Source organism: Paeniglutamicibacter sulfureus (assembly GCF_030512175.1).
Lineage (GTDB): Bacteria > Actinomycetota > Actinomycetes > Actinomycetales > Micrococcaceae > Paeniglutamicibacter > Paeniglutamicibacter sulfureus.
Window position 1 is genome coordinate 2,809,316 of the sequence record NZ_JAULBL010000002.1, and the last position, 18,072, is coordinate 2,827,387.

General features: G+C 66.8%; 21 protein-coding genes. 17 read left to right on the plus strand and 4 right to left on the minus strand.

The window, feature by feature from the left end:
* Window positions 1-10: 10 nt before the first annotated feature.
* Genes Q2T94_RS19410 through ribH form a run of 3 tightly spaced genes read left to right on the plus strand, consistent with a single transcriptional unit; the run spans window position 11 to window position 2,402 of the window.
* Window positions 11-643: a riboflavin synthase gene (locus tag Q2T94_RS19410; RefSeq protein WP_302266220.1), complete on the plus strand. Its 633-nt coding sequence runs from the start codon at window positions 11-13 to the stop codon at window positions 641-643.
* The gene (gene ribB, locus Q2T94_RS19415) at window positions 640-1,923 is read left to right on the plus strand and encodes a 3,4-dihydroxy-2-butanone-4-phosphate synthase (RefSeq protein ID WP_264271823.1); all 1,284 of its coding nucleotides are present in this window, start codon (window positions 640-642) and stop codon (window positions 1,921-1,923) included. Before Q2T94_RS19410 ends, ribB begins: the two co-directional genes overlap by 4 nt.
* Window positions 1,920-2,402 carry a 6,7-dimethyl-8-ribityllumazine synthase gene (ribH, locus tag Q2T94_RS19420; protein ID WP_264271822.1) on the plus strand — a complete coding sequence of 161 codons (483 nt, stop codon included), beginning with the start codon at window positions 1,920-1,922 and terminating at the stop codon, window positions 2,400-2,402. The genes ribB and ribH overlap by 4 nt, the downstream gene beginning before the upstream one ends.
* Window positions 2,403-2,517: 115 nt before the next feature.
* Here the strand turns inward: ribH and Q2T94_RS19425 are convergent, their stop codons facing one another.
* Entirely contained in the window at window positions 2,518-2,811 is a 294-nt protein-coding gene (locus tag Q2T94_RS19425) for a hypothetical protein (protein WP_302266222.1), read from the minus strand.
* A gap of 205 nt (window positions 2,812-3,016) precedes the next feature.
* On the opposite strand from Q2T94_RS19425, the gene Q2T94_RS19430 reads away from it, so the two are divergent.
* From Q2T94_RS19430 to Q2T94_RS19450, 5 genes are all read left to right on the plus strand, one after another.
* Window positions 3,017-3,628 carry a DNA methyltransferase gene (locus Q2T94_RS19430; protein WP_302266223.1) on the plus strand — a complete coding sequence of 204 codons (612 nt, stop codon included), beginning with the start codon at window positions 3,017-3,019 and terminating at the stop codon, window positions 3,626-3,628.
* A 417-nt stretch (window positions 3,629-4,045) separates the two neighbouring features.
* Window positions 4,046-4,309, plus strand: a complete 264-nt coding sequence (locus tag Q2T94_RS19435) for a phosphoribosyl-ATP diphosphatase (RefSeq protein WP_264269195.1) — start codon at window positions 4,046-4,048, stop codon at window positions 4,307-4,309.
* Between the two features lie 110 nt (window positions 4,310-4,419).
* On the plus strand, window positions 4,420-5,268 hold the full coding sequence (gene hisG / locus Q2T94_RS19440) for an ATP phosphoribosyltransferase (RefSeq protein ID WP_264269194.1): 849 nt from the start codon (window positions 4,420-4,422) through the stop codon (window positions 5,266-5,268).
* A 67-nt stretch (window positions 5,269-5,335) separates the two neighbouring features.
* On the plus strand, window positions 5,336-6,106 hold the full coding sequence (gene hisF, locus Q2T94_RS19445) for an imidazole glycerol phosphate synthase subunit HisF (protein WP_264269193.1): 771 nt from the start codon (window positions 5,336-5,338) through the stop codon (window positions 6,104-6,106).
* The gene (locus Q2T94_RS19450) at window positions 6,081-6,848 is read left to right on the plus strand and encodes a GNAT family N-acetyltransferase (RefSeq protein ID WP_302266224.1); all 768 of its coding nucleotides are present in this window, start codon (window positions 6,081-6,083) and stop codon (window positions 6,846-6,848) included. Before hisF ends, Q2T94_RS19450 begins: the two co-directional genes overlap by 26 nt.
* On the opposite strand, the gene Q2T94_RS19455 is transcribed toward Q2T94_RS19450, so the two are convergent.
* On the minus strand, window positions 6,845-7,414 hold the full coding sequence (locus Q2T94_RS19455; protein WP_302266225.1) for a TetR/AcrR family transcriptional regulator: 570 nt from the start codon (window positions 7,412-7,414) through the stop codon (window positions 6,845-6,847). The two genes, Q2T94_RS19450 and Q2T94_RS19455, sit on opposite strands and share 4 nt — an antisense overlap.
* Window positions 7,415-7,574: 160 nt before the next feature.
* On the opposite strand from Q2T94_RS19455, the gene Q2T94_RS19460 reads away from it, so the two are divergent.
* Window positions 7,575-9,578, plus strand: a complete 2,004-nt coding sequence (locus tag Q2T94_RS19460; protein ID WP_302266226.1) for an amidase — start codon at window positions 7,575-7,577, stop codon at window positions 9,576-9,578.
* 22 nt (window positions 9,579-9,600) lie between these two features.
* Here Q2T94_RS19460 and Q2T94_RS19465 read toward each other — a convergent pair whose 3' ends face one another.
* Window positions 9,601-10,233, minus strand: coding sequence for a TIGR03085 family metal-binding protein (locus Q2T94_RS19465; protein ID WP_302266227.1), 633 nt, complete (start codon window positions 10,231-10,233; stop codon window positions 9,601-9,603).
* 38 nt (window positions 10,234-10,271) lie between these two features.
* The gene (locus Q2T94_RS20620) at window positions 10,272-10,661 is read right to left on the minus strand and encodes a response regulator transcription factor (RefSeq protein ID WP_367281568.1); all 390 of its coding nucleotides are present in this window, start codon (window positions 10,659-10,661) and stop codon (window positions 10,272-10,274) included.
* A gap of 218 nt (window positions 10,662-10,879) precedes the next feature.
* On the opposite strand from Q2T94_RS20620, the gene hisI reads away from it, so the two are divergent.
* The 8 genes from hisI (at window position 10,880) to lgt (ending at window position 17,850) form a co-directional block, all read left to right on the plus strand.
* Window positions 10,880-11,281, plus strand: a complete 402-nt coding sequence (gene hisI / locus Q2T94_RS19470) for a phosphoribosyl-AMP cyclohydrolase (RefSeq protein WP_264269188.1) — start codon at window positions 10,880-10,882, stop codon at window positions 11,279-11,281.
* Window positions 11,282-11,327: 46 nt separating this feature from the next.
* A complete protein-coding gene (locus tag Q2T94_RS19475) occupies window positions 11,328-12,887 on the plus strand; it encodes an anthranilate synthase component I (protein WP_302266228.1) in 1,560 nt (519 codons plus the stop codon).
* The gene (locus Q2T94_RS19480) at window positions 12,884-13,489 is read left to right on the plus strand and encodes a Trp biosynthesis-associated membrane protein (protein ID WP_302266229.1); all 606 of its coding nucleotides are present in this window, start codon (window positions 12,884-12,886) and stop codon (window positions 13,487-13,489) included. The genes Q2T94_RS19475 and Q2T94_RS19480 overlap by 4 nt, the downstream gene beginning before the upstream one ends.
* Before the next feature lie 113 nt (window positions 13,490-13,602).
* Window positions 13,603-13,854 (plus strand): HGxxPAAW family protein, encoded by a 252-nt coding sequence (locus tag Q2T94_RS19485; protein WP_302266230.1) that lies wholly within the window; start codon window positions 13,603-13,605, stop codon window positions 13,852-13,854.
* Between the two features lie 2 nt (window positions 13,855-13,856).
* Window positions 13,857-14,687 (plus strand): indole-3-glycerol phosphate synthase TrpC, encoded by an 831-nt coding sequence (gene trpC, locus Q2T94_RS19490; RefSeq protein WP_264269184.1) that lies wholly within the window; start codon window positions 13,857-13,859, stop codon window positions 14,685-14,687.
* A gap of 63 nt (window positions 14,688-14,750) precedes the next feature.
* Window positions 14,751-16,031, plus strand: coding sequence for a tryptophan synthase subunit beta (gene trpB / locus Q2T94_RS19495; RefSeq protein ID WP_264269210.1), 1,281 nt, complete (start codon window positions 14,751-14,753; stop codon window positions 16,029-16,031).
* Window positions 16,028-16,822, plus strand: coding sequence for a tryptophan synthase subunit alpha (gene trpA / locus Q2T94_RS19500; RefSeq protein ID WP_372342875.1), 795 nt, complete (start codon window positions 16,028-16,030; stop codon window positions 16,820-16,822). Before trpB ends, trpA begins: the two co-directional genes overlap by 4 nt.
* The gene (gene lgt / locus Q2T94_RS19505) at window positions 16,819-17,850 is read left to right on the plus strand and encodes a prolipoprotein diacylglyceryl transferase (protein WP_302266232.1); all 1,032 of its coding nucleotides are present in this window, start codon (window positions 16,819-16,821) and stop codon (window positions 17,848-17,850) included. The genes trpA and lgt overlap by 4 nt, the downstream gene beginning before the upstream one ends.
* Window positions 17,851-18,072: the final 222 nt, after the last annotated feature.

An 18,072-nucleotide genomic window follows, 5' to 3' on the forward strand; every position in this document is an offset into this window, starting at 1 on the left:
GAATCGAAGCATGTTCACCGGAATCATCAGCGGCATGGGCCGCATCGAAGCAATGGACGCGACACCGGAATCCGACTCTGTCGTCTTGCGCATCAGCGCGCCGAACCACACCGATAACCTGGAACTGGGCGGGTCCATCGCCGTCAACGGCGTCTGCCTGACCGCCACGTCCATCGCCGGGGACATCCTGTCCCTGGACGTCATGGGCGAGACCCTGCGCCACACGACCATCGGCGACCTCGCCCAGGGCGAGGGCATCAACCTCGAGCGCTGCGTGCAGGCCGGCGGCCGGCTTGACGGGCACGTCGTGCAGGGCCACGTCGACGGTGTCGGGCACCTCCTGGAGCACGAATCGCTCGGTGCCTGGGACCGCTTCCGCTTCTCCATCCCCTTCGAACTGGCCAGATACGTGGCAAAGAAGGGTTCGATCGCGATCGACGGGATCTCGCTGACCGTCACCGAGGTCTCGGAGGCCCGCGAAAAAGAGCAGTGGTTCGAAGTCGGGATCATCCCCACCACCCTGCGCGAAACCACCCTGGGCCAACGCGTTCCCGGTTCCGCGGTCAACCTGGAAGTCGATGTCATGGCCAAGTACGCCGAACGCCTTGCCTCATTCAACAACATCGAAAGCAGTGCATCATGATCACCGATACCATTCGCCTGGACTCCATTGACGCCGCGATCAGCGCCATGGCAGCAGGCCAGGCCGTCGTGGTCGTCGACGACGCTGACCGCGAAAACGAGGGCGACATCATCTTCGCCGCCGAGTTCGCCACCCCGGAGCTCATGGGCTGGACCATCCGCCATTCCTCGGGCGTCGTGTGCACTCCGATGGACGGTGACCGCGCCGACGCGATGGGCCTGCCGCCCATGGTGGAAAACAACCAGGACGCCAAGGGCACCGCGTACACCGTCTCCTGCGACGCCGCACACGGGGTCAGCACCGGAATCAGCGCCGCCGACCGCGCCCTGACGTCCCGCATCCTGGCCGATCCGGCCTCCGGCCCCGAGCTGATCACCCGCCCGGGCCACATCTTCCCGCTGCGCGCGGTCGACGGCGGGGTGCTGGTGCGCCGCGGTCACACCGAGGCCAGCGTCGATTTGTGCAAGGCCGCGGGCCTAGAGCCCGTCGGGGTCATCGCCGAGATCGTCCACGACGACGGATCGATGATGCGTCTGCCCGCGCTGCGCGAATTCGCGGACCTGTGGAACATCCCGCTGATCAGCATCGAGGACCTGGCCGCCTGGCGGGCCACCATGGACGCCGAGCCGGCAGTGGGCACCAGTGCCGCCGCGGTGCAGGGCGGTCCGGAGGTCAAGGTCCCCACCCCGCACGGCGAGTTCCTCGTCCGCGCCTGGCGCGAACGCGTCAGCGGCACCGAGCACCTTTCGCTCAGTGCCACGGGTCCCGACGGCACCATGCCGGCCGAGCCGCTGGTGCGCGTGCATTCGGAGTGCCTCACCGGCGACGTGTTCGGTTCCTACCGTTGCGACTGCGGCGAGCAACTGGCCGCCGGGCTGGAGGCCATCAACGAATACGGCGGGGTGCTGGTCTACCTGCGCGGCCACGAGGGCCGCGGCATCGGGCTGGCCAACAAGATCCGTGCCTACGCGCTGCAGGACGGCGGTGCCGATACCGTGGCCGCCAACGAGCAACTGGGCCTGCCGGTCGACGCGCGAAACTACGATGCCGCCGCGGCCATCCTCCATGCCCTGTCCATCCGCCGGGTCCGGTTGATCACCAACAACCCGCTGAAGGAAGAGTGGCTGGAGCAGGCCGGGATCGCCGTTTCCGAGCGCGTGCCCACCCGGATTGCGGCGCGTCCCGAAAACCTTGAGTACCTGCGCACCAAGCAAAACCTGATGAACCATTCATTGCAATTGCCATCCATCGAAAACACCAACCCAGGAGTCAAATCATGAGCGGACACGGAGCACCCCTCGTCGGGGCCGGCGAATTGGCAGCGGCAGGCAAAGCCGGAATGCGGGCCGTCATCGTTGCGGCCAGCTGGCACACCCAGATCATGGACGGCCTGCTGGACGGCGCCCTGCGCGCCGCCGCCGATGCCGGGATCAGCACCCCCGAGGTCATCCGCGTTCCGGGCACCTTCGAGCTCCCGGTGGCCGCGGCACGCCTGGCCCACGCCTATGACACCGTCATCGCGCTGGGCGTGGTCATCCGCGGCGGCACCCCGCACTTCGACTTCGTTTGCCAGGGAGCGACCATGGGCCTGACCGACGTTACGGTGCGCACCGGCGTTCCCGTGGGCTTCGGGGTCTTGACCTGTGACAACGAGGAGCAGGCCATTGCCCGTGCCGGCCTGGAAGGCTCTGTCGAAGACAAGGGCTACGAGGCCATGAGCGCGGGCCTGCAGACAGCCGTCGCACTGGCGCGCCGCTAGCAAATTCGGCGAGCCGCCACCGCGCTGCCGCCCGCACCACCGGTACCCGCTTCCAGGAAGCGAAGCCGGGGGAGCGGGCGGCGCTGTTCCATGTTCCATTGATTGCACGATTGCCTCATTCAGAGGGTCGGCCTTCGCCGAGCCGGCCGCCCAGGTGCGAGGTCGCCCCGTCTGCGTCCGTCTCCCGCGAGATGGCTTCAGCAGGTGCGTCGAACACGGCCAAGGGCCGGACGCCGACGGCAAACTTGACGTCGAGACGGGCCGCCCCGTGCGGGCGGAAGGCGAGGTAAGAAATGCCGGTGCTTTGCCCGATGTGCTTGGCGATGCCGTCCACACCAACAACGTCTTGTCCCTCGGCGAATATCCCGTCCTGGGGGCCGGCACCCGAGCGGCCCCGTGTAATGGGCAACAAGCCGCCTCGGCGTTCGGGCTTCGGTGAGGCGGGGGGAAGCGGCAAGGTCCTCTCCACGGCCGGTAGACTTCGCCTGATGAAAGATCGTGGAAAAGTGTCGACCGGGAGCTCCCCCATCTCGTCCCCCTTGGATTCACGACTAACCGCCTTGCACGCCACGTTTCTGGCCGAGCGTCCGCCGGGGGCCGACGAAGATGTACACATGCTCCCGGCCATCGTGGATCATGTCATTGAACGGTGCAGCGCCTCGGGCGCCTTGGTGTTCGACCCATTCGCAGGGTTCGGCACCACCATTAAGCGGGCAGTTGCACTGGGACGGGAAGCCCTCGGTATTGAGCTGCTACCCGAGCGGGCGGAGTACCTGCGGGATCAGGTGCCCGGCGCGCGCATCATCGAGGGAGACGCAAGGGAGCTGCTCAGGCTTGTCCGCGGAATTACGACGCCCGAAACCGACGCGGGTGTCGATCTCATTCTCACCTCTCCGCCATATATGACCGCCGAGAACCATGACGCCGACCCCCTCACTGCCTACGAGGAAGACAACGGGGACTACGGCCGCTACCTGGACGAGCTCGGGCTGGTCGCAGCCCAGTGTGCGCGCACCGTTGTGCCCGGCGGCTTCGTGGTGTGGAATGTGGCCGACATTCTCCACATGGACCGCACCACCCACTTGATCCGCGATTGCACCCGCGTGCTCGCGCAGCACCTCACCCCTGTGGGGACAACCGAGATTGTGTGGGATCGCTACCCCCACGATTTGGTGTCCGACGCGTTACTGGTATTCCAACGGCCTCCTATTGAGCGGCGCGCTTAGCCAGACCGGATTGTCCGGACGGACAAACCACAGGTCCTGACGCAGCAATCGTGTCGTGATGCCCCATTGTTGCGCTCGGTCCGCCCTGCGGTGGCTTCCATGAAACCGAAGCCGCCACCGGCCACGTGAGGGGAGGGCATGAAGGTGTGCGTGAAACCCCGATTGTTCGGCAACAGCCCCAGTCGACATCAGTAGTCCGATGCCCCCCCGCACTGCAGCCCGGCATCGTGGGAAGCGATCTCGAAAAGTGCACTTTCCCGCCGTGACGGCGAGCATCGTCAGTGGTCGTGGTGCACTATGGCGGCACGCCCGCGACCTGTGCCAGGGCCGCGTCATGTTGAGCCGAGCGGGGGAGTGCTTCGTCACATTGGGGGTGCGGTAGTGAATGCGGCCAACGGGCCAAGATACCCTGACTATGTGAAAACTTTTGACACCCTCTTCGCCGAGCTCTCCGAGAAGGCCAAGACCCGCCCCGAAGGTTCGCGTACGATCGCCGAACTGGATTCCGGCGTGCACGGCATCGGAAAGAAGGTCGTGGAGGAAGCCGCCGAAGTGTGGATGGCTGCCGAGTACGAGACCAACGAGGCCGCCGCCGAAGAAATCTCCCAGTTGCTTTATCACCTTCAGGTGATGATGCTGGCCAAGGGCCTGACTCTGCAGGACGTTTACAAGCATCTCTAGCCGCCGCTTTCGGGACGCCCTGTCCTCCCGTGCCGCGGTGGCCAACAGGCACCATTTGTTGTCCTACATGCCGTAATACCCCCCCCAGAGCCTGAAAAGAGAACCGCATCATGTTGCGAGTAGCCCTTCCCAACAAGGGAGCCCTGTCCGAAATCGCCTCGACCATGTTGTTGGAGGCCGGATACGTCCAGCGCCGCGACAACCGCGAACTGGTCATGGTCGACCCCGACAACGACGTGGAATTCTTCTACCTCCGTCCCCGTGACATCGCCGTGTACGTCGGCGGCGGCATCCTCGATGTTGGCATCACCGGACGAGACCTTTACCTGGACGCCGAGGTCAACGACCACGTCGACGAGGTCCTGCCGCTGGGTATCGGTGCCTCCACTTTCCGCTTCGCCGGCCCCGCCGGGACCTTCACAACCCAGCAGGAGCTCCAGGGCAAGCGCATCGCGACCAGCTACGACGCGCTGCTGCGCCAGTACCTGGAAACCAACAACATCGCCGCCGACGTGGTCCGCCTCGATGGTGCAGTCGAGTCCTCCGTGCGTCTCGGCGTGGCCGACGCCATCGCCGACGTCGTGGAGACCGGCAACACGCTCAAGGCAGCCGGCATGGCGGTCTTCGGCGATCCCATCCTGCAGTCCGAGGCAGTGCTCATCGGTCGCACCGGCCGCACCCCCGCCGGGCTCGAAGTCCTCAAGCGCCGGCTCACCGGCGTGCTGGTGGCCCGCCGCTACGTCATGCTCGACTACGACGTGCGCCGGGACCTGGTCGACGAGGCCACCCGGCTCACCCCGGGACTCGAGTCGCCGACGGTTTCCCCGCTGCAGGACTCGGACTGGGTCGCCGTGCGCGCCATGGTCAAGAAGAGCCACACCAACAACATCATGGATGAGCTGTACAACATCGGCGCCCGCGCCATTCTTGTCACCAACATCCACGCCTGCCGCATCTAGCGCCCGGCCCGCATCCCGGGCCCCGGAACATTTCCCCTTCATTGCTTTTCTAGGAGTTGATCCCCTCATGGCCGTTGCGATCCGCGTGATCCCATGCCTCGACGTCGATGCCGGACGAGTCGTCAAGGGAGTGAACTTCGAGGGGCTCCGGGATGCCGGGGACCCGGTGGAACTGGCCAAGCGCTACAACGCCGCCGGTGCCGATGAAATCACGTTCCTCGATGTGACGGCCTCCTCGGCCAAGCGCGAAACCACTTATGACGTGGTGGCCCACACGGCGGAGGAAATTTTCATCCCGCTGACCGTCGGCGGTGGAGTGCGCGCCGCCGAGGACGTCGATCGCCTGCTGCGTGCCGGCGCGGACAAGGCCTCGATCAACACGGCTGCCGTCGACCGCCCCGAGGTCATCAACGAAATCACCCAGCGCTTCGGATCCCAGGTGCTGGTGCTCTCGCTCGATGCCCGGCGCACCACGAACCCTGACGTCGAATCCGGTTTTGAGGTCACGACCCACGGAGGACGCACCGGCACCGGCCGCTGTGCCGTGGCCTGGGCCAGGGAAGCCGCCGAACGGGGCGTGGGGGAAATCCTGCTGAACTCGATTGACGCCGACGGCACCAAGGACGGCTTCGACCTTGAGATGATCCGCGCGGTCCGCGCGGCCGTCACCGTGCCGCTGATTGCCTCCGGCGGCGCCGGGGCACCGGAGCACTTCCCGCCGGCAATTGCCGCCGGCGCCGACGCGGTGCTTGCCGCCTCGATCTTCCACTTCGGCCCGGACGACATGATCAAGCAGGTCAAGGACGCCATCCGTGAAGCCGGTTTCCCGGTTCGCTAGTCCTGCGTCACTGGACGCCGTGATGTCCCGGGGCTGGCGGGCACTTGAGGAGGAAGACCTCTCCGGGTGGGTGTGCCGCTTTTCCTCGGGTGTCACCCGCCGGGCCAACTCGGTGCTTCCGTTGTTCGGTCCGCCCAATACCAATGGCGCAATCGACGAGGTCGAAGCCGCCTATCGGCGCCGCGGGCTGCCGCCGGTCTTCCAGATCAGCCCCGATTCCCTGCCGCAGGACCTGGACTCGATGCTTGGTGCCCGCGGTTACTCACTTGATTCCCCGACCCTGATGCAGGTGCTGAAACGCGAGGACTATGCGCGGGCCGTTGTCGGCGAGCCCGACCCGGGGATCGTCCTCCAGGATGCACCCTCCGAGGCATGGCTGAAGGCCCTGTGGGAATCCGAGGGACCGCATTCGCCCGCCGCACAGGCTGCCAGCGTCCGGATCCTGGGCAATACACCCTCCGTCTACGCCTCACTGGTCATTGAGGGGAGTATCCATGCCATTGCGCGCATGGCCTTGGTGGAAGACCTGGGCGGCATCTATGCCGTGGCCACCCGCGAGGAATCGCGTTCCCGGGGATACGGCCGGGCCGTGATGCGGGCCCTGGTGGCCGAGGCGGCCCGCCGGGATCTGGCAGGCCTCTGGCTGCAGGTCGTCGAGGGGAACTCGATCGCCGCCGGACTCTATGCATCCCTGGGATTTGAAACGGTGTCGCGCTACCACTACCGCCAGTTGCCGGCCTAGGCCGTCGCCGGCAGGAGTGCCTCCAACCCCCGTTCGAGGGCCGCACGTGCCGCAGCGGTGTCCAGCTGGTTCGATAGCCAGCGGCCGGAAATGCCTTCGACCAGGGCAGTGAGCAAAAGTGCCGTATCCCGGCATTGCCCGGTCCCCGCCCCGGTGTGCAGCTTGACCAGTTCCGCGACGTGGTTCTGCCACGCCGCAGTGGACGTGGCCAGATGCCCGGCCAGCGGCGGCTCGAAGACCGCGATTGCCCTGATCTCGTTCCACACGATCGACTTGGCGCGCACCGATTCGTCGTCCTGGATCTCGGCCAGCAGCAAATCCCGCAGCAAGCCGCGGGACCTGCCCCCACCGGCCGTTTGTTCCCCGCGTTGGGCCAGCGAGTCCGCGTTCACGTACTCCAGGGTGGCCGCCAGCAGTCCATCCCTGTCGGTGAAATGGTAGTAAACCAGCCCCGTGGACACGCCGGCCTGTTTGCAGACGTCTTGCACGCGCATCCCGCGGACCCCGTCACGGGCGATGCAGATGCTGCACGCCTCGAGTATCCGCTGCCTGGTGTCATTGGCCATGGCCGGTGCCGCATCTTTCCCTTGGTGACCCGGGGTCTTCCCGAACCGTTGACCACACGCTATCTTTAACTGAATATCCAGTCAATTTTTTGTGTGCTCCTCCCCGTCGGACATCTCGATCGCGCAGGGCCGGAGCACCCCTTGTGAAGGGAACCCGATCATGGCCCTGCCGTTCAGCATCCACGAAGCCTCCATCGAGGGCGTCCTGCGTGCGCTCGATGACGGCACCGTCACCGCCGTCGAACTGATCGCCGCCCACCTTGCCCGGGTGGGACGCTTCGACAGGTCCACGGTGTGCCTCAACGCCATGGCTATGCTGAACCCCAACGCCTTCTCCGAGGCCGCGGAATCCGACCGCCGCCGCAGTGCCGGCCGGGGCGGTTCCCTTGAGGGGGTGCCATTTACCGTCAAGGACAGCTACATGGTCGCCGGGCTCACCGTGGCTGCCGGTTCGCCGGCATTCAAGGACCTGGTGGCCAAGCACGACGCTTTCACTGTCGCACGCATCCGCGAGGCCGGGGGAGTGCTGGTGGGCAAGACGAACATGCCGCCCATGGCCGACGGCGGCATGCAGCGCGGTGTCTACGGGCGCGCCGAAAGTCCCTACAACGCCGACTACCTGGCGGCTGCCTACGCCTCGGGGTCCTCCAACGGATCGGGCGTCGCCACCGCGGCCAGCATGGGGGTCTTCGGCATGGGAGAGGAAACCGTCTCCTCGGGCCGCAGCCCGGCCTCCAACAACGGCCTGTGCGCCTATACCCCCTCGCGCGGTGTCATCTCCATCCGCGGCAACTGGCCGCTCTTTCCCACCCGCGACGTCGTGGTCCCGCATACCAGGAGCATGGATGACATGTTCCGGCTGCTGGACGTGATCGTCGCCGACGATCCGGAAACCACGGGAGACTTCTGGCGCCACCAAAAAGCGGTGCCTCTGCCCGCTGCCTCGGCCATCCGGCCCGGGAGCTACGCGGAGCTGGCCGATCCGCAGGCCCTGTCCGGCAAGCGCTTCGGCGTGCCCCGCATGTATTTGGGCCAGGACCCGAGATTCCCGGTCAACCCGCGCCCCAGCGTCCTGGAACTCTGGGACGCCGCACGCTCCCGCCTGGAGGACCTGGGTGCCACCGTCGTCGATGTCGACTTCCCGCTGATCGAAAAGTACGAGGGGAAGACCCCGGGTGGCGAACAACTCGGTGCGCTGGGCATCCTGCCCGAGGGGTGGATGGAGATGGAATTCAATGAGCTCCTCGCCCATGGATGGGACACGTTCCTGCGGGAAAACAACGACCCCGCGCTGAACAGGCTGGCCGATGTCGAGCATCTGCAGATCTTCCCGGCCCCTGTCGGATCGCTCCCAGACCGCTATGAAGAGGTCGAGGACTATGAAAACCGCTACCGCGACGTGGTGAAGATGGCCGCCGACGGGCTGCCGGACCCAGCCACGCTGCCCGGATTCCCGGACGGGCTCAAGGCACTGGAAAAGCTGCGCAAGGAGCTCTTCGAAAATTGGCTCGCCGAGCATCGGCTCGACGGTGTCGTCTTCCCTGCCAACGCCGATGTCGGGGCAGCGGATGCGGACACCAACCCGGAATCGGCGGACAGGGCCTGGGAGAACGGTGTCTTCTTTTCCAATGGGAACTACGCCCTGCGTCATCTCGGCATCCCCTCGGTCACCGTGGCCATGGGGCTGATGCAAGACACCGGCATGCCGGTGGGACTGACCTTTGCCGGCCCCGCCTATTCCGACAACGCGATCATGGGCTGGGGGTGGGCGTTCGAGGACGCCGGCACCTTGCGCCCGGTTCCGTCGCTGGCGCCCGAGCTTGAAGGGGACCGCCACCGGGCAGCTTTCCGGGGACGGCCAGGCGCGCAACCGCCGGAAACTTCCATTCAGGGTCGCCTCGATTCCGGAAACCGCATAGGGGGCACCCTGCGGCTGCTGCTGGAGGGTGAAATCCGTGCGGCGGCGGACGCGGTGATTCGGCTGACGGTCAACGGCGAGCCGACCACGGTGATGCGCACGGGCAGCACCTGGAATGCCACGGCAATCCTCCCGGCGGCAGGGGAGCCGGCGGCCACTGGATCAAACCCGGCGGGCAGGATCCTTGCCGTTGTGCACGTGGTGGAAGGCCGGGGAATGGCGGCGGGAGACTTCGTGGAGGTCTAGTCCCGACTGCCCAAAGTGGTGGCTAGAGCGAGACCGTGAGCAGGGCGATGGCCTCTGCTGCACCCTCGAACGTCACCAGTGCTTCCTCGCGGCGTCCCGAGGCGTGCAGCAGGAGTTCGCCCGGGCGACCGGTGATGGCCACCGAGGTGCTGGCCTTGCGGGCCACGTGGCGTTGCCCGTCGGGGCGGACCAGGATGATACCGACATCCACGCCGCGGTAGTAGTGCGCGGCCCGGCGCACCAAGTCCTCCCACAGGAGATCCTCGTACTTGGCGTCAAGCGCACGGGGGACCCAGCGGTCGGATGCGCGGCGCACATCCTCGGTATGGATGAAGAACTCGGAGAGGTTCGCCGAATGGTCCACCCGCGGGTTGGACAGGGGCGAAAACCTGGGGGCGCCGCGCAAGAATTCGTTGACGAGGCTGGCGTAGGCGTCGCGGTCCCCGGCCACGTCCGCACGCCGGTCCAGCTCGGCCTCCATGCGGTGCGCCAGTGGTTTGATGACCAGTCCCGCAGCAAGCAGGGACTGCTCCCGAATGATCAGGTGCGCGGCGAGGTGGCGGGTCTGCCATCCGGCGCACAATGTGGGAGCCGTCGGCCCTGCTGCCAGCAGGACTTCGGCCAATACTTCACGCGAGGCTGGGACGAAATGCATCACTTCGAAACTAACACGTTCGGGGGCGCATGGAGCTTCTATTTCGCTCCGCGCCCAAGCCGCGTCAGAACGGTCCGCCGCGAATGGACCATTAAGCACGGCATTGGTGTCGAGTGCCACGCTCCCGGCGTCGGGACGCAGGAGGAGTGCCTGCCCATTGTCCTCCATGGCGCGGGGACCGGGCCCGGGCGTGACGCGCGGGTGAACACGAGTGGACGAGACGGCAGGTGCAGGCCCGACCCGAGTCCCACGCCAGGCTTGCGCTGGATTCCCGCGACGTGGTTCTTGACCGTGCCCGGTGACAGGAAGAGCGTCTCGGCGATCTCCGCTGTGGTCCTCGCCCGGGCGACGAGGCAGGCGGTTTCGTCCTCTACCTGGCCACCGCAGGCGCGCTCGGAGCCTTGCCCACCCTCGGGCTGGTGCAGCACCGGGGGAGGTCTCTCCCCGCTGGATGATCGGCATGCGGGGCCGGCGGGTTCCGACCCCCTGCGTAGGCCCAACGGCTGAGCTCCCGGATGCGCGGTGAGGCCAACAGGCGTGAATCGCGCCTTAGGCCGTGGCGGTGAAGACCGACGGCTGGCCGGGGCCGGGGGCGCAAACGTGTTTCGGGACGGGTTTCACCGCCCGTGGCACTAGACTGGTACTGATGTCGCAGAACCCAGCCTTCGCCGCCCCCGCCTCCGTTGACGGGAAACTGTCCGCCCAGATTTCCGCCGCCCTGAAGAAGGACGAGGCCGGGCTTGTCGCGGCCATTGTCCAGCAACATGGCAGCGGCGAGGTGCTGATGCTCGGATGGATGGACGAGGAGGCGCTGCGTCGCACCCTGACCACCGGGAGGGTGACCTTCTGGTCCCGGTCCCGCAACGAATACTGGCGCAAGGGCGACACCTCCGGCCACTCCCAGCTGGTCCGCTCAGTGGCACTTGACTGCGACGGCGACGCCTTGCTGGTCATCGTCGACCAGATCGGGGCGGCCTGCCACACCGGGACGCGCACCTGCTTCGACGGACGCGAACTGCCCGCCGTCGTGGGCCGACGCGTTTCCTGACCTTTCCACCCGCTCCATCCGCACACGCAAGGACCATTCTTCGCTTATGCAAGCTCTCGGCGCCCTGACACCCACCCGCGAGGAATTCCGCGCCCTCGCCGCGGATCGCCGCGTCATTCCCGTGACCATGAGGGTGCTGGCCGACGCACTGACACCCATTTCCGTCTACCGCCGGCTGGCCGGCGGACGCCCCGGCACCTTCCTGATGGAATCGGCCGCGGCCGGGGGAGTGTGGTCCCGCTATTCCTTCATCGGCGTGAATTCCCCCGCGACCCTGACCACCCTTGACGGCCTGGCCCACTGGCAGGGCACACCGCCGGCGGGCATGCCCAGCGAAGGCAACCCGGTCGAGGTCCTGCGCGACACCGTCCGCGCCCTGCGCACCGAACCCCTGGACGGCCTGCCGCCGCTGACCAGCGGCATGGTCGGCTTCATCGGGTGGGAGGCGGTGCGCCACTGGGAGAAGCTGCCCAACCCGCCGGCGGACGACCTGCACCTGCCCGAACTTGCCATGAACCTTGTCGGCGACATGGCAGTGCACGACAACACCGACGGCACGCTGACGCTCATCGCCAACGCCATCAACTTCAACGGCACCGCCGACGGCGTCGACGGCGCCTACGACCACGCGGTACAGCGCCTCTCCGGGATGCTTGACGCGCTTGGCGAGGCTGCGGAAAACCCCGTCTCGGTCCTTTCCGGAACCGATGTGCCGGCCGATACGCTGATGAACGCCGTCACCCACTCCTGGGACGAGGACTCCTACCGCCGCGCGGTGTTGCGCGGCAAGGAGGCCATCGTCGAGGGCGAGGTCTTCCAGGTCGTGATCTCGCGCCGCTTCGAGCTGGAGACCCACGCCGATCCGCTGGATGTCTACCGGATCCTGCGTGGCACCAACCCCAGCCCGTACATGTACCTCTTCACGCTGCAGGACGCCCACGGCAAGGCGTATTCCATCGTTGGCTCCTCGCCCGAGGCCCTGGTCACGGTCAACGACGACCACGTGGTCACCCACCCGATCGCCGGCTCGCGCCCGCGCGGGGACAACTACGAGGACGACCTGCAGCACGAGAAGAACCTGTTGGCCGACGAAAAGGAACGCGCCGAGCACCTGATGCTGGTGGACCTCTCGCGCAACGACCTTTCCAAGGTCTGCGTGCCCGGTTCGGTCGAGGTCACCCAGTTCATGGAGGTCGAGCGCTTCAGCCACATCATGCACCTGGTCTCCAACGTGGTCGGCAAGCTGAATCCGGGCACCGACGGCTACGACGTGCTCGCCGCGACCTTCCCCGCGGGGACCCTCTCGGGGGCGCCCAAGCCGCGGGCGCTGTCGCTGCTCGATGAACTCGAGCCCTACCGCCGCGGCATCTACGGCGGCGTGGTCGGCTACCTGGACTTCACCGGGGACATGGACATGGCCATCGCCATCCGCTCCGCGCTGATCAAGGGCAACCGGGCGTACGTGCAGGCCGGCGGCGGCATCGTCGCGGACTCCGACCTCGACGCCGAGGCCTTGGAAACCATCAACAAGTCGGCAGCCCCCCTGCGGGCCGTCTGGGCCGCAGGGACCATGGCGCCGGCACAAGTGGACGGCACCCAGGCATGAGCGAGGAAACCAAACCGCGCAGGGGATCCAAGCGCAACGTCATGCTCCTGGGCCTTTTCGGCGCGGTCCTCGCGCTGGCCACCAGCACCCGGACCTGGATCAACGTCCAGCCGGAGGTGGGCTCGGTAAGGATTCCGCTCATCGAAGTGGCGGGTTCCGATGCCGCGGCCGCCGTGGCGGCACTGGCGGTGGTGGCCCTGGCCGGCTCGCTGGCGGCAATGATCGCCGGCAAGGTGGCCCGCTGGATCATCGCAGCGATCCTGTTGCTGGTCGGCGGAGGAATCATCGCCTCGGCAGTCTCGGTGCTTGCCGACCCGGTGCTCGCTGCAACGACCAAGGTCGGGGAAGCCACCGGGCTGAACGCCTCCGGCGGCGCCTACGACGTGACCTTCTGGCCCTGGGCCGCTGCGCTGGCCGGCGCGGTTCTCGTGGCCGACGCGGTGCTGCTGGCTGTGGCCGGACGACACTGGGCCGGATCCCGCAAATATTCCCGCGACGCCGCAGCAACGGCCGCGGGGCGTCCGGGCGCAGCGTCAAATGGCCCAATCGACGAGATCTCCGGCTGGGACTCGCTGTCCCGCGGGGACGATCCCACCGGTTAACGCGCACACGACGCAACATGGCATGCCATCGCTGCAAAGAATGGCAGAATGGAAGCCAAGAGATTTATCGGGAAAAATCCCGATTCGCACGAGGTGAGTAGGAGTATCCCACCATGGCTAACGCCAACACCCAGATCGATCCAATGCACGCCGAGGAAATCGGACACGGCAACTCCAAGGCCGCATGGTCAATGGTCTTCGTCATGTTGATCGGCTTCGTCGTCGGCTGCATCGCCTTCGCCGGACACAACCCGACCTTCGTCTACGTTGGCTGCGCCATCGTGGTCCTCGGCCTGATCGTCGGCTGGGCCATGAAGAAGGCCGGCTTCGGCGTCAACGGTTCCAGGTCCGGCGACTCGCACTAGCCGTGAGTGTACTGACAGATATCATCGCGGGCGTTCAGATCGATCTGGACGCCCGTCGGTCCATCATCGGCCAGGAGCAAATCGAGGCGGCGGCCGCGGCGGCCGTTCCCGCGCTCGACGCCTACGCTGCCCTGGGCGGACACCTTGACGCGTCCCAACGCGGAAACACGCTGCACGTGATCTCCGAGGTGAAGCGAAAGTCGCCCTCCAAGGGCGCCCTTGCAGACATCGGCGAGCCAGCCGAACTGGCCGCCTCCTACGAGGCCGGCGGTGCCTCCGTGATCTCGGTGCTGACCGAGGAGCGCCGCTTCGGCGGATCTCTGGCCGACTTCGACGCCGTGCGCGCCGCGGTGGAGATCCCGCTGCTGCGCAAGGACTTCACCGTCGATCCCTACCAGATCTTCGAGGCCCGCGCCCACGGCGCCGACCTGGTGTTGCTGATCGTGGCGGCCCTGGATGACGCGCAATTGCGCGAGTTCCTGGACCTGACCCATGCCCTGGGCATGAACGCCCTGGTCGAGACGCACACCGAGGAAGAAATCGCCCGTGCCGTGAAGCTCGGGTCAAAGATCATCGGCGTGAACGTGCGCAACCTCAAGACGTTGGACGTGGACCGCGAGAACTTCTCCCGGCTTGCCGCCCACATCCCCTCCGGCGTCGTCATTGTGGCCGAATCCGGCGTGCGCGACGTTGCCGACGTCGAGCACTATGCAAGCCACGGAGCAGACGCGATCCTGGTGGGAGAGGCGCTGGTCAAGGACAACGACCCGCGCGCGGCGATCGAGCGCTTCATTGCCTCCGGGACCGCCGCCAAGCCAGCCCGCGCCAGCTGACACACCCCCCACACACCCCTCGAAGAATTCCTGAGCAAGAGAAGGATGCGCCAGATGAACCCGATGACAGGTGACCAGGACACGGGCGAAAGCCAGTCCGAGTCCGCCCCCTCCCACTCGCTGCGGCATGCCGCGGGCCCGTACTTTGGCGCCTATGGCGGACGCTGGATGCCCGAGTCGCTGATTGCCGCCATGGACGAGCTCAACGAGACGTTCGAGGCAGCCAAGGCCGACCCGGAATTCATTGCCCAGGTCAAGGACCTGAACAAGAACTACACGGGCCGTCCCTCCCTGCTCACCGAGGCCAAGCGCTTCTCCGAAGCCGCGGGCGGAGTGCGAGTCTTCCTCAAGCGCGAGGACCTGAACCACACCGGCAGCCACAAGATCAACAACGTCCTCGGCCAGGCCCTGCTGGCCAAGCGCATGGGCAAGACCCGCATCATTGCCGAGACCGGAGCGGGCCAGCACGGCGTTGCCTCGGCCACCGCAGCTGCCCTCATGGGCCTGGAATGCGTGGTCTACATGGGCGCGGAGGACACCCGCCGGCAGGCGCTGAACGTGGCGCGCATGCGGCTGCTCGGTGCCACCGTCATTCCGGTGACGGCAGGCTCGCAGACGCTCAAGGACGCCATCAACGAGGCCCTGCGCGACTGGGTCGCCAACGTGCACAACACCCATTACCTGCTGGGCACCGTCGCCGGCGGACACCCGTTCCCCGCCATGGTCCGCTACTTCCACGAGGTCATCGGCGAGGAAGCCCGCGAGCAGATCATCGCCCAGGCCGGACGCCTGCCCGACGCCGTGGCTGCCTGCATCGGCGGCGGTTCCAACGCCATCGGCCTTTTCCACGGCTTCCTGGATGACCCCTCGGTGGAGCTTTACGGCTTCGAGGCCGGCGGCGACGGCGTCGACACCGGCCGCCACGCAGCGGCCATCACGCTGGGCCTGCCGGGCGTGCTGCACGGTGCCAAGAGCTACCTGATGCAGGACGACGACGGCCAGACCGTCGATTCCCACTCCATCTCCGCCGGCCTTGACTACCCGAGTGTCGGCCCGGAGCACGCCTACCTGGCGGACATCGGACGCGTGAACTACGAGCCGGTCACCGACACCGAGGCCATGGACGCCTTCTCGCTGCTCTGCCGCACCGAGGGCATCATCCCGGCCATCGAGTCCTCCCACGCCCTGGCCGGCGTGCTGAGGATCGCGCAGCGCAAGATCGCCGCCGGCGCGGTGCCGAAGGAAACCATCATCATCGCCAACCTTTCGGGCCGCGGCGACAAGGACGTGGGAACCGCAGCGGAATGGTTCAACCTCATCGACACCGAAAAGGACGCCAAGTGAGCCCCGTATCCAAGAGTGCCGCGGCGATCGCCGCAGCCCGCGCCGAAGGCCGCCCGGCGCTGATCTGCTACCTGCCCGCCGGCTTCCCCGACGTGCAGGGCACCATTGACGCAGCCGTCGCGATGGCCGAGAACGGCGCCGACATCATCGAGGTCGGCATCCCGTACTCGGACCCCGTCATGGACGGTTCCGTCATCCAGGCCGCCACCGTGCAATCCCTGGCCCAGGGCTTCAAGGTCGCCCAGGTCTTCGACATCGTCAAGGGCATCACCTCCCGCTGTTCGGCCACCGTCATGATCATGACGTACTGGAACCCTGTGCTGCGCATGGGCGTGGACGAGTTCTCCCGCCGCCTGGCAGAGGCCGGCGGCGCCGGGCTGATCACCCCGGACCTGGTTCCGGACGAGGCAGCCGAATGGATGGAGGCCTCCGACAAGTACGGACTTGACCGCGTCTTCCTGGTCGCACCGTCCTCCACCGAGGCCCGCATGAAGGCCACCGTGGAAGCCAGCCGAGGCTTCGTCTACTGCGTCTCCGTCATGGGCGTCACCGGCGCCCGCGCCGAGGTCTCCGACGCCGCAGCGGCAGTGGTCACCGCGGCCCACGCCGCCGGCGCCGAAAACGCCTGCGTCGGGCTCGGCGTCTCGCAGCGCAAGCACGTCGAAGAGATCGGGGCCTACTCCGACGGAGTCATCGTGGGCACTGCACTGGTTGCAGCCCTGCGCGACGGGGGAGTGAAGGCGGTAGCCGAGCTCACCGCGGAACTCAGCGGTCGGACAGTGAAGGCATGATGCAGCTGGCTGTGGCGGGAACCAACGTGCTCGCCTCGATCCCGAGCCCTCCGGCGGAGTTCTCGAAGTTCTCCCTCGGCCCGTTGACCATCCACGCCTACGCCATCTGCATCATGTTAGGCATCATCGCCGCCATGTGGATCACCGCCCGCCGCTGGCGTGCCAAGGGCGGACCGGAGGACGTGGTCTGGGACATCTGCATCTGGGCGATCCCCTTCGGGATCGTGGGCGGGCGGCTGTACCACGTGCTGGTCACCGATCCCGACTACTACTTCGGCTTCAACGGGCAGAGTGCGCATCTGGCCGAGATCCCGCAGATCTGGGCCGGCGGCCTGGGCATCATGGGGGCCATCAGCCTCGGCACCGTCGGTGCACTGATCGCCTGCCGCCGTGCCGGAGTGCGCCTCTCGGCGTTCCTGGACGCGGCTGCTCCCGGCGTGCTGCTCGCCCAGGCCTTCGGGCGCTGGGGTAACTGGTTCAACCAGGAGCTCTTCGGTGCGCCCACCACGTTGCCGTGGGGCCTGGAAATTGATCCGAACAGCTTCAACTTCCCCCCGGGAATCCCGGCCGGAACGCTGTTCCATCCCACGTTCCTCTACGAATCACTGTGGAACGTGGCGGGGGTCCTGCTGCTGATTGCACTGGATCGCAAGTTCAAGCTCCGCCGCGGGGCCATGTTCTGGTCCTACCTCATCTGGTATGGCATCGGCCGCATCATCATGGAAACCATGCGCATCGACGCCGCAGACACCATTTACATCCTGGGCATCGGGTTGCGCGTGCACATGTGGCTGGCCATTGCCATGGTTGTCCTGGGCGCCACCGGACTGGTCTTCGTGTTCCGCAAGCTGCGCCCGCAGCCAGACCCCGGTGTCTATCTTCCGGGCCGCGAGCCCAAGGCCGAGGTGACGGAATCCGCCAAGCCCGCAGATGCCGCCAAGCCAACGGACGCCGCGAAGCCAGCCGATCACGAGAACGGCAGCGCCAGGGACACCGGCGAGGCCGGCCCCGAAACGGGAAACAAGTAGCACTTCGGCACCCGCCGAATCCCGATCCGCGATAACCAAGCCAAGACCGGTCCCCTCCTTCCCATCCGGAAGGAGGGGACCGGTCTTTTCCGTCCGGGCGCCTGGCCACCCCGAAGGGCACCACTCGGCGTCGAAGCCCGGAGCCGGGTTCGCCGGGAGGTCCTTGTCCGGTGTTCCCGTCGGAAAGGACCCCGTCGCGAGGACATCCAACCCTTGATACCT

What these genes read in the sequence shown, in the direction of transcription:
- ribH (WP_264271822.1), top strand. Translation starts at nt 1,920, where the DNA reads ATGAGCGGACACGGAGCACCCCTCGTCGGGGCCGGCGAATTGGCAGCG.
- Q2T94_RS19410 (WP_302266220.1), top strand. Translation starts at nt 11, where the DNA reads ATGTTCACCGGAATCATCAGCGGCATGGGCCGCATCGAAGCAATGGAC.
- Q2T94_RS19455 (WP_302266225.1), bottom strand. Translation starts at nt 7,414, where the DNA reads ATGGCCAATGACACCAGGCAGCGGATACTCGAGGCGTGCAGCATCTGC.
- hisF (WP_264269193.1), top strand. Translation starts at nt 5,336, where the DNA reads ATGGCCGTTGCGATCCGCGTGATCCCATGCCTCGACGTCGATGCCGGA.
- Q2T94_RS19460 (WP_302266226.1), top strand. Translation starts at nt 7,575, where the DNA reads ATGGCCCTGCCGTTCAGCATCCACGAAGCCTCCATCGAGGGCGTCCTG.
- lgt (WP_302266232.1), top strand. Translation starts at nt 16,819, where the DNA reads ATGATGCAGCTGGCTGTGGCGGGAACCAACGTGCTCGCCTCGATCCCG.
- Q2T94_RS19465 (WP_302266227.1), bottom strand. Translation starts at nt 10,233, where the DNA reads ATGCATTTCGTCCCAGCCTCGCGTGAAGTATTGGCCGAAGTCCTGCTG.
- trpB (WP_264269210.1), top strand. Translation starts at nt 14,751, where the DNA reads ATGACAGGTGACCAGGACACGGGCGAAAGCCAGTCCGAGTCCGCCCCC.
- hisG (WP_264269194.1), top strand. Translation starts at nt 4,420, where the DNA reads ATGTTGCGAGTAGCCCTTCCCAACAAGGGAGCCCTGTCCGAAATCGCC.
- ribB (WP_264271823.1), top strand. Translation starts at nt 640, where the DNA reads ATGATCACCGATACCATTCGCCTGGACTCCATTGACGCCGCGATCAGC.
- hisI (WP_264269188.1), top strand. Translation starts at nt 10,880, where the DNA reads ATGTCGCAGAACCCAGCCTTCGCCGCCCCCGCCTCCGTTGACGGGAAA.
- Q2T94_RS19430 (WP_302266223.1), top strand. Translation starts at nt 3,017, where the DNA reads ATGCTCCCGGCCATCGTGGATCATGTCATTGAACGGTGCAGCGCCTCG.
- Q2T94_RS19480 (WP_302266229.1), top strand. Translation starts at nt 12,884, where the DNA reads ATGAGCGAGGAAACCAAACCGCGCAGGGGATCCAAGCGCAACGTCATG.
- Q2T94_RS19475 (WP_302266228.1), top strand. Translation starts at nt 11,328, where the DNA reads ATGCAAGCTCTCGGCGCCCTGACACCCACCCGCGAGGAATTCCGCGCC.
- Q2T94_RS19485 (WP_302266230.1), top strand. Translation starts at nt 13,603, where the DNA reads ATGGCTAACGCCAACACCCAGATCGATCCAATGCACGCCGAGGAAATC.